Here is a 15,526-nt window from a genome sequence, read left to right as displayed (position 1 = left end):
ATTTCGCAATATTATTTTAACCCCGTATTAACATAAAATTATGATTAAACTTTACAAGCAGTTAATCCATATTTCGCTCATATTTACTGCGACTACAAGCTTTGCCCAACAGGTAAAATTAAGCGCAAATGTTGAGCAGGCTATGCAACAGGTCAGCCCCGATGATATTAAGGCACATATTACCTATTTGGCCGATGATAAACTGAAAGGCCGCGGCCCGGGTACAGAAGGCTACCAGATGGCGGTTGATTATGTAGTTGGCCAGCTTAAAAGCCTTGATGTTAAGCCCGCAGGCGAAAACAATACCTGGCTGCAAACCGTAAGGCTGCGTAAGGCATTTATTGGCGATGCAAACCTGTCAATCTCAAATGGCCCTGCCAATAGTACTACTATTACAAAAGGTAAAGATTATGTGGTTTACCCAAATCCATTATTGCCGCAGGTGAGTGTAAACCCTGCCCAACTGGCGTTTGTAGGTTACGGCATCAGCGAACCTGCTTTAGGTTATGATGATTATGCAGGCATTGATGTTAAAGGCAAAATTGTGATCATTACCCGCGGTGCGCCCGATAAATTTTCATCTTCGGTTTCGGCGCATGTGATGAACGCTTCGCAGATATTGAAAGTGGCTGCACAGCATGGTGCGGTTGGTGTAATTATGGGTTCTGCGGATTCTGCTGCACGTGTGGCCAATATCAGCCGTGGTGTTTATAGTATTATGGACGATAAGGGTGCGGTTTCTGTATCACGTACTTTTTATTCAAAACAACTAAGCCTGTACGCCAGCATTAACTATGCTTTGTTTAGCTCGTTATTAGAACAGGCAGGAAAAAACCTGAAAGAAATATTGCCGCAACTAAAAGCAGGTCAACCGTCTTCTATGCTGTTAAAAGCAAGTGCGGGCGCATCCTTAACCTCAACTTACCAAGACATATTGAGCTATAACGTAATTGGTAAGATTGAAGGATCAGACCCTAAATTAAAAAATGAATATGTAGTACATAGTGCGCACTTAGACCATCTTGGTATAGACAAACCCGTGCAGGGTGATTCTATCTATAACGGCGCGCACGATAATGCATCTGGTGTGGCGAGTGTGATCAGCATTGCCAAGATCTATCATAGCATCAAAGTAAAACCTAAACGTTCTATTTTAGTGGTACTGGTTACAGGTGAAGAACTGGGCGATCTTGGTTCTAACTATTTCGCCAAACACCCAACCGTGCCCGTTAAAAGCATGGTGGCCGATGTAAATACCGATATGCCGACTATCATCGCACCACTATTATCTATCACCGCTTTAGGTGCCGAGCATTCATCCTTAGAGAAAAATGTAGCACAGGCAGCAGCCTATATGGGCCTGGATGTTGAACCCGATCCTGAACCTAAACAAGCCCGTTTTACCCGCAGTGATCAGTATAGTTTTGTGCTCGAAGGTATCCCTGCCCTGCACATTAAATATGGCGCTAAAACAGCTGATGGCAAAAACAATCTGAATGATTTTGTTGCTACCTGGCGTGCCAAATACTACCATAAACCTCAGGACGATATTAACGGGATCTTTGATTTTGAGGCTGGTAAAAAATATGCACAGCTTAATTTCCTGATCGGTTACCTGGTTGCACAAGACCCGGCATGGCCAACCTGGAACCCCGGCGATATATTTGCCACTAGATAATTTCAACAACTAGCAACTCCAGGCGTTTTTATAGCGTTAGTATAATATATAATTTGTGTTTTGATGAATACCCCGACTGAAACTGAAACGGATTCCCTGCTTATAAATTTAACCTGCCCCGAATGCGGCAAAGTACATGATGCTGCCATTGTAAATACGGTTTGTACAAATGAGGATTGCAAGTCTACCCTGTTTGCGCAATATGATTTGTCGACAGGTATCAGTAAAGATATTCTGAATGGCCGACCGGCAACCATGTGGCGCTATAAAGAGTTTCTGCCGGTTATGGACCAAAAGTATATAGTAACGCTGGGCGAAGGCTTTACCCCTATTATCCCTATCGAAAACCTGAAAAGTTTTATAGGTGATAATGAGGTTTTCTGGAAAGATGAATCGGGTAACCCAACAGGCTCATTCAAAGCCCGGGGAATAAGCGCGGCAGTATCAAAAGCTAAAGAACTGGGTATCGAAGCCATTGCCACACCTACTGCCGGTAATGCAGGCGGTGCTTTGGCTGCTTATGCAGCACGTGCAGGCGTCAAAGCCATTGTGTACATGCCCAAACAAACACCACAAGTTTTTAAGGATGAATGCCGCCTGTATGGTGCCGAACTGCTGGAGGTTGACGGTAACATCAGCGATTGTGGCAAACTGATTAACGAACATGCTTTGCTTAATGGCTGGTTCCAGGTATCAACCCTCAAAGAACCTTATCGCCTTGAAGGCAAAAAAACCATGGGTTACGAAATTGCCGAACAGTTTAATTGGCAGCTCCCCGATGTAATATTTTATCCAACCGGCGGCGGTACAGGCCTCATAGGCATTTGGAAAGCCTTTGATGAAATGGAACAACTGGGTTGGATCGGCAGCAAACGTCCACGTATGGTTGCCGTGCAATCGCAAAGTTGTGATGGCATTGTTTCGGCATTTAATGCCGGTCAGCGTGTATCAGAATTTGCTGATGGCGGTTTTACCATTGCCAACGGTCTGCGCGTACCCAAACCTTATGCCGATAAACAGATACTAAAAGTGCTTCGCGAAAGCAATGGCACAGCCCTCACCATCAGTGATGCCGAAATGAGCCAGGCCCTCAAAGAAATTGCCCGCCACGAAGGTATGCTCATAGCACCGGAAGGCGCTGCACTTTGGCAGGCCTATAAAAAACTGAAAGCCAGCAACTGGGTTAAACCCGGCGAGCAGGTATTGCTGATTAATACAGGCAGCGGGTACAAATACCTGGAGAATATAGTTGTGGAGTGAGTGGTTGATTAGGCTGTAAACAAGGGATGTCATGTTGAGCTCCGTCGAAACATGGTGGGCAGGCCTCTACACCATCCTTCGACAGAGCTCAGGATGACACCCAAATTTTCCGGCATGCCCCATTGTAAAATTACTATTACCTAATATTAAGCCACTTACCCATATAATTAATCCAAAATTTCTCCAAAATGTGTCTGTATAATTGTTGCAGATCATTATTTTTCATAAACCACACCTCAAGGTTGTGAATTGGGCTACCTGCGCCCATTCGTCCTTTACAATTTGTTAATATTGAGTTAATATCGTTATTATACGATTGGGGTTCCTTTGCGCTAAATTATCGCGTAGATGAAAAAACTTCTCCCCTTCTTAATTCTATTGTTTTATTCTGCTTTCGTTTTTGCCCAGGGCACTGCCACGGTAAAGGGCTTAGTAGTTGATAAACAGAATGGTGAACCCATGCTTGGCGCTGCGGTTACCTTAAAAAACAAATCGGGCTATAGCCGCTCAACAGGCACTGGTTTGGACGGTACCTTTACTTTCAAAAATGTGCCTGAGGGCGATTACGAAGTTGAAGTAAAGTACGTATCATACCAAAAATCTGAAACCAATTTTACCTTAAGGGCTAACGAAGTTCGCCCTGTAAGGATACAGATTGAAGCTAAAGTAAATAACCTGCAGGATGTTAGCGTTACAGCCCGCGCCAACCGCGAAAGCGACCAAAGCGCCCGCAAACTGGAGCAGCGTGCCGACCAGGTTTTAAACGCAGTATCAGCCAAAACCATTGAAGTATCGCCGGATATTACCGTAGCTAACGTTACCCAGCGTGTATCTGGTGTATCGTTAGAGCGTAGCAACAACGGTGAGGGCCAATACGCCATTATCCGTGGTATGGAGAAACGTTACAGCTATACGCTGATTGACGGCTATAAACTTCCAAGTCCTGATAATAAGAACCGTTACGTACCACTTGATATATTCCCTGCCGATATTATTGAGCGTCTGGAGGTTTACAAATCACTAACCCCATCAATGGAAGGCGATGCAATAGCGGGTGCCATCAACATGTCGCTTAAAAATGCACCAGATGACTTTACTGTAAAAGTGAACCTGGGTACAGGCCTTTCGCAAAGTGTTGCCGATAACGGCTTTACCAAATTTGGCAACAACAATGTTGAGCTTCGCTCGCCACGTATTAACAACGGCGATAATTATATTGCCAACCGTGGAGATTTCTCAAATAATGGCCAGCACTTTAGCGACTCTAAATTACCATTGGGTTTAATTGGCGGTTTAAGCATTGGCGGCCGTACAAAAGATAAAAAGTTTGGTGCCCTGCTTGCAGGAAGCTACCAGGATACTTATAAGGATACTAAAGGTACTTTCTTCGATACCGAGGTTGATGCAGTTAGCAATTTACCTAAAGTTACCGATATACAAGCCCGTACTTACAGCACAGAGCAACAACGCACAAGCGTATTGGGCCGTTTCGATTATAAATTCGACACCCGCAATATTGTAACTTTAGACGCTGCATACATCGATTTGGCTCAAAACCAATATCGTTATGTATCAGATACCAGCTTAACACTGGCACGTACCGGCATTGGCCAGGGCCGTATTACAGAGCAGCCAAGAAGTATCCGTAACGTGCAAAAGATCTATAATTTTTCTTTACACGGCGACCACCAGTTAGCCGATAACTTCCGCATTAACTGGACCGGTATTTACTCAAAAGCTACAGCTAATGAGAACCGTTACACTTTAAATCTGGTTACCTCAAATACCCTGCAATCAAACGGAACAGTATTACAGGCACCGCTAACTGTTGATGCTTCTAACGGTTTCGCGCAAGCCTTCGCCCATAACTCGGATGAGGATAAAAGCGGTTATGTAAACTTAATTTTCACGCCAACCATTGCCAATACCAAGGTTGAGTTTAGTGCCGGCGGTATGTACCGTAATAAAACCCGTACCAGTACTTTTGACAACTATATTTTAACCCTGCCTATTACCAACGCTACCCAGGTATATAACGGTAATGTAGATGCCATTAACTTCGAGCTGGCCAACAACAGGCAAGGTACACCGGGCGACGCATTGAACTATGACTTCACCGAAAACATTGGTGCAGCTTATGGTCAGTTTAAATTTACTGTAGGTAAATTACAAGCCGTGGGTGGTGTACGCTATGAGCATACCAACCAAAGCTGGTTAGATGCCGAGCCGATTACACAGCCGGGTAAAACAGGTTCAATCAAATATTACGATTTCCTGCCGAGCCTGAACTTGAAGTACATGCTTACTGATAAACAAAATTTACGTTTATCATACTATTCTGCTATTAGCCGCCCTAACTTCTACGAGTTGGTACCACATACCAGCGGTGACCCTGATGAAGATTATCAGGAAGTTGGTAACACTAATTTAAAACGTGCTACTGCCGATAACTATGACCTGCGTTATGAGTTCTTCCCTAAACCATTGGATCAATTCTTAGCAGGCGTATTCTATAAACGCATCCAAAATCCGATAGAGTACGCTTTGGTAAACTCAAACTCATATAAAGACCTTGTTTTAGAGGCGGGCAACTTTGGTACAGCTACCAACTATGGTTTAGAGCTGGATGCAACCAAGTATATTAACCACTTCGGTATCCGTGCCAACTACTCGTTTACAGAGTCGCGCATTACTACTTCAAAACAACAGGCTTATAAGGATGCTAACGGTAACAACACCATCAGAATGGTTGATCAAACCCGCCCGTTACAAGGCCAGTCTAAAAATCTGGGTAATTTATCGTTTTTATACAAAGACGCTAAAAGTGGTTTAGATGCACAATTATCAGCAGTTTATACCGGCGAGCGTATAAACCGTGTATCTGTTTACTTAGATAATGATATTTGGCAAAAAGCATTTGTGAGCTTAGACTTCTCGGCAGAGAAACGTCTATATAAACAACTGTACATTTATGCTAAAGCCACAAACTTATTAAATACACCATACAAGTTATTTATTAAACTGCCATATCCTCCGTTAGCCCCTGCCGGTTCAAGCGGTCAGGCTATTGAATACCAGGAAGCAGGTAAAGACACCTTTGTAAGAAGAGACGAATACGGCCAGTACTATATACTTGGTTTACACTATAAATTCTATTAATCCCGGTAAAAATGAAAACGATATTAAACAAATTAATGGCAGTTTGCGCACTGGGTATTATGCTGAGTGCCTGCCACAAGGCAGAGGTTGTTAACATTTCGCAACCCTTTGTATCGGTAGCTAACGGTATCACTTCTGATACCTTAAAAGGTACTATTAAAGGCACCCTGCTAGCCGGTAAAACTTATTACTTTAAAAGTGATATTACCGTAAACGACGGCGATACCCTGTTATTGCAAAGCGGTGTGCACCTGATTGCTATTGGCGATGGTTTAAGCGCAGCTACCAGCCCCGAAATATTTATGCATGGTACCTTTATCAGCTTAGGTACTAAAGATGCACCCAACTTTATAACTGTTAAAAACGCAGCCGATTTGCATACCCAGGCAGCGGCACAAAACTATACCAATGTATTTTTTGGATGGTGGGGCGGTATAAACTGTACCCCTGCGGCGGCAACAACAGCTAACCCAAGCCCTAAAGGTGGTGATGCCATTATTAAATGGACACACATTGAATTTGCAGGCGGCCCGGCCGGTGCAAATGATAACACCGCTATTTATCCTTCAGGTTCTCCGCGTTATAATATCTACTTTGGTAACGTTACTAAAAACCTGATCATCGAAGATTCATGGTTCTTTGGCGCTAAAGATGATAACATCCAGGTAGGTGGCGGCCACATCAGCATTATGCGTAACACTTTTGAGTTGTGCGGTGGTGTTGGCGGCGAGTTCTTCAACATGAAGACCGGTACTTTGGGCGATATTGCTTACAACGTATTTATCGGCTCGGCAACCAACGCTACCAAAATTTCAGATTCTGGTACTTCGGGTATCCAATGTACGGCGGCTGTTTATAATAACACCATGATTGATGGTGGTTTCCGCCAAACAAAATCTGGCCGTGGTGGCTCTATCGATTTTGAAAAAGGTGCCCGCGGCCGCGCTTACAACAACCTGATTGTTAACTGCCGTTTCGGTTTACGTATTACACCAGATGCCGATTTTACTAACGTAGCTTACGGTAATCAATATTTTTACGGTTATTCACCGGCTATTGTAGCCCAGTTTTACTCTGCCGATGGTGCACCAAGCGTAACCGCAAATAAAGCAGCAAGTGATATTTACTCAACAACACCGCAAGCCAATAACCCAATGTTTTATGCTTTCGATGTTAATCAGTATAACTTCACAGCTAATCCAGGCCCGTTAAGCGCCAACGTGCAAACCTATCCAAGCGTTGCAATAGGCACAAGCAACTTAAAATTACAATCAGCATCACCAGGTTTGGGTAAAGGTAAAACAGACTTTTCGCCATTGGGTTCGGTAACTGCTACCGGTACTTATGGTACTACTATTACCCCTCCGGGTAAAGATATTGGTGCCTACCAAAATGATGGTACAGGTAACCAACACTAAATAAAACTACTAAACTAAAATACAACCCGGGATCATTAAAACGTTCCCGGGTTTTTCATAAATGCTATATTCGAAATTGATCAGCATGAAAACATTAAAAGCACTTCTTTTTTGCAGCACCATTAGCACGGCTGTATTGGCTCAAAACTGCCCGGATAACTTCCTCGGCACTAAAACCCTATACCCAACTCCGCACGAAAAATATGCGCCGGTACCCGCGGGTTATAGCCCGGTATTTATTAACCATGTAGGCCGCCACGGCGCAAGGCATTTAACCAAAGAAGTTAAGATTGCCTATGCTTACCAATTACTACAAAAAGCAGATAGCGCCGGTGCGCTTACAGAAAAAGGCCAGCTGCTCAAAACGATGATTTTACGTTTGGAGAAGGTGGAGGGAGTAGATACCAAATCAATCTCGGACGAAGGCCGTACTGAACTACAAGACATTGCCCGCCGCATGTACGCACAAAACAAAAACGTATTTGCAAATACGGTAAACCTCAATGTAGGCATCACCAAAGAAATCCGTACCAAACAAAGTGCTGATGCATTTTTGGGCGGATTGAAAGACGGTTTAAAGTCTCAGCCAACCATCAACCAATATAACGACGATACCAACCTGCGTTTTTACGATACTGCACCTGCCTACAAAGCCTTTGAAGAAGCTGGCCCTTACTCTCCAATAATGGAGGCGTTAGAGAAAAGTGAACACATTACTGATGTAAATAAAGCCTTAGCCAATCGCATATTCAAAGCTGATTTCACGGCCAAACGTTCAGCTCAACAACTGGATAAATTTACCAGTGATGTTTTCGGTTTTACCACCATTGTATATTCATTAAAAAGTGAAATTGCACGCGCCGGTTTTAATACCGAAGAGCTAAACTTCAAATCGTTTTTTACCTGCGATGAGCTATATCATTTAGGCCAGGTTGATGTGGCCGATGATTTCTATAAGAAAGGCCCCGGCATGGACCTGAATGGAATCCAGGTGCGTATTGCTGTTCCCTTACTCATCAACTTCATTAAAACCACCGACGAGTTTATTGCAGGCGGCAAATACACTGCTCAGCTGCGCTTTGCCCATGCCGAAACCATTATACCTTTTAGCGCATTATTGGGTATCGAGGCAGCCAACAAATCGACGAAAGATCTTACCCGCATTAACAAAGACTGGCAGGCGGCACAGGTTGCCCCGCTCAGCTCAAACATTCAATGGATTCTTTATAAAAAAGCCAATAGTTCAGATTATCTGGTGAAGATATTATTGAACGAAAAAGAAGCGCGCATCGCAGGCTTAAAAACCGCAACTTACCCCTACTATAAGTGGGGTGATTTGAAAGCTTTCTACACCAAAAAACTAAACGATTATGGTGTTAAGATGGATGATGACATGAATAAGTATTTGAAAGAAATAGCTCAGAAATAATCATTTCTAATCTCTGATAAGCCGAAGCAAAACTATTTGTTTCGGCTTTTTTATGTCTGCCAATCATCATACTGATTTAATTTTGTTGACGATTTAAACCGTAGTGGGTAACTTGCGCCAATCTCAACAAATCGACAATAATTTCAATCCTGAGCGCTGTACTCAAACAACAATCGGCCTAATGATATTATATCGGTGAAATCAAAAACACAATCAGTGTAACCAACAAAATACGATGATTAAAACCGTTTTTATTGCCAGTACAGAACCGCACAGCGGGAAATCAATCATATCTATCGGCCTTGTAAATATGCTTTTGGGCAAAGCGCAAAAAATAGGCTATTATAAGCCCATCATCAGCCACGACCCTGCCTTATACAAAGAACATCATAGCGATGCCATTATTAGTCACTTCGATCTGCCGATGCAGCCAGAGGATACCTACTCTTTTACCTGGGAAGAAGCTACCCACCAAATGGAAAGCGAACGCCGCGGCGAAATGATTGATACCATTATCCGCAAATTTAAGCACCTCGAAAACCAGAACGATTTTACGGTTGTAGAGGGTACCGACTATTTGGGTGAAGGCGCTGCGTTTGAGTTTGAGATTAACGTACAGATTGCCAAAAACCTGCGTGCCCCGGTAATCATCGTGATAACAGGTGAAGATAAAACTACGGCACAGGTTGTAAATGGGGCATTAAACTCCATCCGTAACTTCGACGAGCGTGAGGTACAGGTGCTGGCCTTGGTGGCCAATAAAGTGAAGCCAGAACATGCGAAGGATATTGAGGAACTATTAAAAGAACAATTATCATCTGATATCCTTTTGGCCGTTATCCCGCGCGACCCAAGCTTGTACAGCCCAACCATGAAAGAGATTAACCAGAAACTAAATGGTAAACTACTCTTCGGCGAAAACCAGCTGAGCAACCTGGCCGATAACTTTGTGACCGGCGCTATGCAGGTACCCAACTTTTTAAACTATCTGAAAGAAAATACACTCATTGTTACCCCTGGCGACCGTGGCGATATCATCATCAGTGCGTTGCAAGCTAATCTTTCTACCAGTTATCCAAAAGTAGCGGGCATTATCTTAACAGCAGGATATGAGCCCGAAGAACCTATTATACGATTGATAAACGGTTTGCAAACCATTGTACCGATTATAGCTGTTGAAACCGGGACTTTCCAAACCAGTAACGAGGTGGGTAACATCCGTTCAAAGATCACTTCAGATAATACCAAGAAGATCCAACTGGCGATAGATACCTTTAACCGCTGCATCAACACTGTTGAGCTGGATAAACGTTTGGTAACCTTTAAACCATCAGGCATTACGCCGCGCATGTTCCAGTACCAACTGACCGAGTGGGCCAAAAGTTCTAAAAAACACATCGTACTACCAGAGGGTAATGATGAACGCATCCTGAAAGCGGCTGCACGTTTGGTAAACCAAGGCATAGTTAACCTCACTATTTTGGGCGATGTTACTGAGATCACAGCGATCATTAATCGCCTCGATATTAACCTCGATCTTAACGCTGTACAAATTATTAACCCCGCCAGCAACGAGCATTACGAAGACTATGTAAACACACTTTACGAACTCCGTAAAAACAAGAACGTGAACCTCGAAATGGCGCGCGATTTAATGACCGACGTATCATACTTCGGCACCATGATGGTGTATAAAGGCCATGCCGATGGGATGGTTTCGGGCGCGGTACATACCACCTTGCACACCATCAGGCCTGCATTGCAGTTTATCAAAACCAAGCCGGGCATTTCGGTGGTGTCGTCTATATTCTTTATGTGTTTGCCGGATAGGATCTCCGTTTTTGGCGATTGTGCCGTTAACCCCAACCCTACTGCCGAGCAACTGGCCGAGATTGCCATATCATCAGCAGAAAGCAGTCAGCGTTTTGGCATTGAGCCACGCGTGGCAATGCTATCCTATTCATCAGGCACATCGGGTGAGGGTGAGGATGTAGAGAAAGTTCGCCGTGCTACGGAGATCGTTAAAACCAAACGCCCGGATTTGAAAGTAGAAGGCCCTATCCAATATGATGCTGCCGTTGACCCTGTTGTGGGTAGCAGCAAGTTACCAGGATCGGAAGTGGCTGGCCGCGCAAGCGTGCTAATTTTCCCGGATTTGAATACCGGTAACAACACCTACAAAGCCGTACAGCGCGAAACCGGTGCACTGGCCATTGGCCCAATGCTGCAAGGTTTAAATAAACCCGTAAACGATTTAAGCCGCGGTTGTACAGTAGACGATATATTTAACACCGTTATTATTACGGCCATACAATGCCAGGACAAGTAGTAAACTAAAACCTTTTTAACAGTGAATATTTTTGTAATTAACTCGGGCAGCAGCTCTATCAAATATCAGTTATTCCAGATGCCGTCAACCAGCCCTATTTGTGTGGGTTTGATTGAGCGTGTAGGCTATGGCGATGCCACCATTACCCATAAAACTTACATTAATGGCGAAGAAAAGCTAATTAACGAAACCATGCCCATACCCGATTACGAGACCGGCCTGAATGAAGTTAACCGCCTGTTGACCGATCCTGAAATTGGCGTAATCCAGAATACATCGGATATTGCTGCCGTAGGCCACCGCGTTGTACACGGCGGCGAACGCTTTACCGAGCTTACCCAAATTACCCCAGAGGTAAAAGAAGAGTTAAAGCAAACTTTTCAGTTAGCCCCACTGCACAATCCATCAGCCTACAAAGGTATTGAAGTGGCCGAGCAAATCTTTACCAACGCTACTCAACTGGCAGTTTTTGATACCGCTTTCCATCAAACCCGCCCGGCAAAAGCTTATCGTTTTGCTTTGCCTCAATCTTATTATACAGAGCATCATATCAGGGGTTATGGTTTCCATGGCACCAGCCATAAATATGTGTCAGAGCAAGCAGTTGCTTACCTCAGAAAGCCTGATGCCAAGCTCATCTCTATTCACCTGGGCAATGGTTGCAGCATGACGGCTATTCAAAACGGACAATCGCTGGATACCAGTATGGGCTTTGGTCCGCTTAGTGGGTTGATTATGGGTACCCGTACCGGCGACATTGACCCTACCGTGATCTTCTACCTCGTAAACGAACTCGGTTACGATATTAACCGCGTAAGCGACCTGGTAAACAAACAAAGCGGCATGCTTGGCCTTACAGGTTTCAGCGACATGCGCGACATTACCAAAGCCATTGAAGCAGGTGACGAAAACGCCAGACTGGCCTACGATATGTATGCCTACCGCATCAAAAAATTCATCGGCTCTTACGCAGCTGTACTTAACGGTATAGATGCCATCATCTTCACCGCAGGTGTTGGTGAAAACGATGCCCAAGTGCGTCAACTGGCTTGCGACGACTTGCAGTATTTAAATATCCATATCGACCGCGAAAAAAACTATACCCGTCAGCCTGGTATTCGTGAGATCAACACCCATTATTCACCTGTTAAGATTTTGGTGGTGCCAACTAATGAGGAGCTGGAGATTGCGAATCAGTGTTATGCGCGGTTGAAGGGATAGACAGAAGGACGAAAAGACAAAGGATAAAAGATAAAGAAAAAGTGGCTTGACTTGCGCGCGATTGCATCGCGTGCTTAATACTTCACGGCGATTGCATCGCCATTCGGGCGCTACAAACGCAAAAAAATGTTAAGCACGCGATGCAATCGCGCGCAAGTACACATTCTTTCGGACTTCCGGACTTTCCGTCTTCCGGACTATCCCGACTAAAAACTACCTTTGCCAAATGGACTATTTCAAAAAGCTGTTCGACTTACTCAAAATTGAACGTGATGAAGACAAGCGTGCTTATCAAAAATTAACCGAAACCGCCTCTGTTGCAGATCGCCGCATGGCCGGTGTTACCTGGTACCCTATCGCTATTCGCGGGACAGAACCCAGCCGTGGCGATTATATTAGTGTTGAGGTTGAACGCACTACACATCAGGATGTAAGCCACCAGTTGAGGTTTGGTGCTTCGGCAGCTTTGTTCTCTAACCACGACCCTAAAAAAGACCGGGTTGATGGTACAGTAACTTTTCAGGGTGGCAATAAATTAAAGATCACTTTACTTACTGAAGAATTACCTGACTGGGCACGAGACGGTAAACTGGGTATCGATTTATTGTTTGATGATAATAGTTACGATGAAATGCAAAATGCCCTTAAATTGGGTAGTTTGTTGGCAGAGAAACCCGAAGAAGGCCGGTTAATCCAAATACTAACGGGAGATAAATCACCGTCTTTTAAATCAGAAATACTCCATAAAAAACCTGCAGGCTTAAATCCATCGCAGCTATCAGCAGTCGAAAAAATATTAAATGCCGATGAACTGGCCGTAGTACACGGCCCACCGGGCACGGGCAAAACTACTACGCTGGTGCAGGCTATTAAAGCACTATCTGCCCAAAATAAACAACAAATTCTGGTAGTAGCACCAAGTAATACTGCGGTTGATTTGCTGAGTGAAAAGCTTTCGATAGAAGGGTTGAATGTATTACGCATCGGTAACCCTGCAAGGGTATCGGATAGATTAACGGCCTTGACTTTAGATAGCAAGATGACCGACCACGCCATGACCAAGGAGATCAAGAAGCTCAAAAAACAAGCATCAGAATATAAGAACATGGCGCACAAGTACAAACGCAGTTTCGGTAAGTCTGAACGCGATCAGCGCAAGGCCCTGTTTGATGAAGCCCATAAGATAATGCGCGATGTGGAGAAAACCGAGCAATACATTATTGATGATGTGGTGGCCAAATCACAGGTAATAACAGCCACTTTGGTTGGCGCAAATCATTATACCATCCGCAAATTAAAGTTCCATACGGTAGTTATTGACGAAGCCGGTCAAGCCCTGGAACCTGCCTGCTGGATTCCGATACTAAAATCTCAAAAAGTAATTTTGGCTGGAGATCATTGCCAGTTGCCGCCAACCATAAAATCGGCAGAGGCTGCACGTAGCGGTTTGAGTACTACCCTGCTCGAAAAATGCGTCAACCTGCATCCCGAGGCCGTTGTATTGTTGGATGAGCAATACCGGATGAACGAAAACATTATGGGTTTCTCGTCCAGAATATTTTATGATGATAAGTTAAAGGCCAATGATTCAGTAGCCAAACAGTTATTATTTGCCGATGATCAGCCATTAAATTTTATCGATACCGCAGGCTGTGGTTTCGACGAAAAACTGGAAGGCACCAGCAGTACCAATCCCGAAGAAGCAGCTTTTACCTTGAAACATTTAGATCGTTTATTTGGCATCTTGGATAAACATTATACTGCCGAAAACATGCCTACCGTTGCCGTGATTTCGCCTTATAAACAGCAGATCAGTATACTGAAAGAACAGTTGCCCGACTTCCCACTACTGCTTTTGCACCAGGATAAAATCACTGTAAACACAATTGACAGTTTCCAGGGACAAGAACGTGACATTGTATATATCAGCATGGTGCGGAGTAATACAGATGGCGAGATCGGCTTTCTGTCAGACACCCGCCGCATGAACGTAGCCATGACCCGCGCCCGCAAAAAACTGGTAGTAATTGGTGACAGTTCAACCCTTACACGTCTGCCTTTTTATGCCGATTTTGTGAGCTATGCCGAGCAACTCAATGGTTACCAAAGCGCATGGGAATATGTGGATTAATTTGTCAATTAGATAATTCGGCAATTTGTCGATTTGTCAATGCCTAAGCAAGTTTGTTAATTCGACAATTTGTCTATTAGCTAATGCTAATTAGATCATTGACTAATCGACAAATTGGCTAATTGAGCTTTCATTGACAAATTACCGAATCAACAAATTAGCTAATTGGACTTTTCATTACCGAATCGACAAATTGGCTAATTGACAAATTGTTTTAACTCTTTCCAAACATTTTCGGCTACTATTTTTGCTCCTGCCGGGGTTGGGTGGATACCATCAGCCTGATTCAATTTAGCGATACCGCCTACGTTCTCTAACAGAAACGGCACCAGTCCGACATGATTTTTAGCCGCCAGATCGGGGTACATTTTTTTGAAATCATTAACATATTGCTGGCCCATGCTTGGCGGTACCTGCATGCCTAAAAGGATAATTTTTGTGTTTGGATACTTGCTCTTTACCTTATCGATAATTGCCTGTAGATTGCTGATAGTTTGCGCAACCGAGTTCCCACGCAGGCCATCGTTAGCGCCTAATTCGAGCAAAAATATATCCGGCTTTTGTTTCAAGATCCAGTCGATACGGCCTAAGCCACCGGCTGATGTTTCGCCGCTAACACCGGCATTAACTACATTGTAAGGTAATTTCAGCGAATCGATCTTAGCCTTAATCACGCCGGGGAATGCTTCGGATGGGTCATCCAGTCCATAACCCGCAGTTAAGCTATCGCCAAAAACTAAAATCGTTTTCTTGCTTGTTGGTGTAGTTTGCCCCGCCAAATCAGATTTATTGGCGAGGGTGTCTGCTATGGTATTATTGTTCTGCTTTTTATCACTGCAACTCACAATGGCGAGTGCAAGCAGCAAAGAAGCGCTTTTTTTTAATAGATGCATATTATTCA

At 44.0% G+C, this 15,526-nt stretch carries 9 protein-coding genes; 8 read left to right on the top strand and 1 reads right to left on the bottom strand.

Annotated elements, in window-relative coordinates; genetic code table 11:
* The first annotated feature begins 40 nt into the window (after positions 1–40).
* From PQO05_RS11900 to PQO05_RS11865, 8 genes are all read left to right on the top strand, one after another.
* The gene (locus PQO05_RS11900; protein ID WP_273633135.1) at positions 41–1,678 is read left to right on the top strand and encodes a M28 family peptidase; all 1,638 of its coding nucleotides are present in this window, start codon (positions 41–43) and stop codon (positions 1,676–1,678) included.
* A 63-nt stretch (positions 1,679–1,741) separates the two neighbouring features.
* Positions 1,742–2,938, top strand: coding sequence for a threonine synthase (locus tag PQO05_RS11895; RefSeq protein ID WP_273633134.1), 1,197 nt, complete (start codon positions 1,742–1,744; stop codon positions 2,936–2,938).
* A 348-nt stretch (positions 2,939–3,286) separates the two neighbouring features.
* Positions 3,287–6,097 (top strand): TonB-dependent receptor, encoded by a 2,811-nt coding sequence (locus PQO05_RS11890; protein ID WP_273633133.1) that lies wholly within the window; start codon positions 3,287–3,289, stop codon positions 6,095–6,097.
* Positions 6,098–6,108: 11 nt separating this feature from the next.
* A complete protein-coding gene (locus PQO05_RS11885; RefSeq protein ID WP_273633132.1) occupies positions 6,109–7,515 on the top strand; it encodes a hypothetical protein in 1,407 nt (468 codons plus the stop codon).
* Positions 7,516–7,600: 85 nt separating this feature from the next.
* On the top strand, positions 7,601–8,944 hold the full coding sequence (locus PQO05_RS11880; protein WP_273633131.1) for a histidine-type phosphatase: 1,344 nt from the start codon (positions 7,601–7,603) through the stop codon (positions 8,942–8,944).
* A 235-nt stretch (positions 8,945–9,179) separates the two neighbouring features.
* Positions 9,180–11,273, top strand: a complete 2,094-nt coding sequence (gene pta / locus PQO05_RS11875) for a phosphate acetyltransferase (protein WP_273633130.1) — start codon at positions 9,180–9,182, stop codon at positions 11,271–11,273.
* Positions 11,274–11,294: 21 nt separating this feature from the next.
* Positions 11,295–12,494, top strand: coding sequence for an acetate/propionate family kinase (locus PQO05_RS11870; RefSeq protein WP_273633129.1), 1,200 nt, complete (start codon positions 11,295–11,297; stop codon positions 12,492–12,494).
* A 226-nt stretch (positions 12,495–12,720) separates the two neighbouring features.
* A complete protein-coding gene (locus PQO05_RS11865; RefSeq protein WP_273633128.1) occupies positions 12,721–14,625 on the top strand; it encodes an AAA domain-containing protein in 1,905 nt (634 codons plus the stop codon).
* A gap of 197 nt (positions 14,626–14,822) precedes the next feature.
* Here PQO05_RS11865 and PQO05_RS11860 read toward each other — a convergent pair whose 3' ends face one another.
* Positions 14,823–15,518, bottom strand: coding sequence for an arylesterase (locus PQO05_RS11860; protein WP_273633127.1), 696 nt, complete (start codon positions 15,516–15,518; stop codon positions 14,823–14,825).
* Between the last annotated feature and the right edge of the window lie 8 nt (positions 15,519–15,526).

This window comes from Mucilaginibacter jinjuensis (assembly GCF_028596025.1).
Classification (GTDB): domain Bacteria; phylum Bacteroidota; class Bacteroidia; order Sphingobacteriales; family Sphingobacteriaceae; genus Mucilaginibacter; species Mucilaginibacter jinjuensis.
Note: the sequence above shows the minus strand (reverse complement) of the source record. Positions and strands in the feature narration are given on the sequence as shown.

Excerpts from the sequence above, each read along its gene's own strand:
- PQO05_RS11900 (WP_273633135.1), top strand. The coding sequence starts at position 41 with ATGATTAAACTTTACAAGCAGTTAATCCATATTTCGCTCATATTTACT.
- PQO05_RS11895 (WP_273633134.1), top strand. The coding sequence starts at position 1,742 with ATGAATACCCCGACTGAAACTGAAACGGATTCCCTGCTTATAAATTTA.
- PQO05_RS11890 (WP_273633133.1), top strand. The coding sequence starts at position 3,287 with ATGAAAAAACTTCTCCCCTTCTTAATTCTATTGTTTTATTCTGCTTTC.
- PQO05_RS11885 (WP_273633132.1), top strand. The coding sequence starts at position 6,109 with ATGAAAACGATATTAAACAAATTAATGGCAGTTTGCGCACTGGGTATT.
- PQO05_RS11880 (WP_273633131.1), top strand. The coding sequence starts at position 7,601 with ATGAAAACATTAAAAGCACTTCTTTTTTGCAGCACCATTAGCACGGCT.
- pta (WP_273633130.1), top strand. The coding sequence starts at position 9,180 with ATGATTAAAACCGTTTTTATTGCCAGTACAGAACCGCACAGCGGGAAA.
- PQO05_RS11865 (WP_273633128.1), top strand. The coding sequence starts at position 12,721 with ATGGACTATTTCAAAAAGCTGTTCGACTTACTCAAAATTGAACGTGAT.
- PQO05_RS11860 (WP_273633127.1), bottom strand. The coding sequence starts at position 15,518 with ATGCATCTATTAAAAAAAAGCGCTTCTTTGCTGCTTGCACTCGCCATT.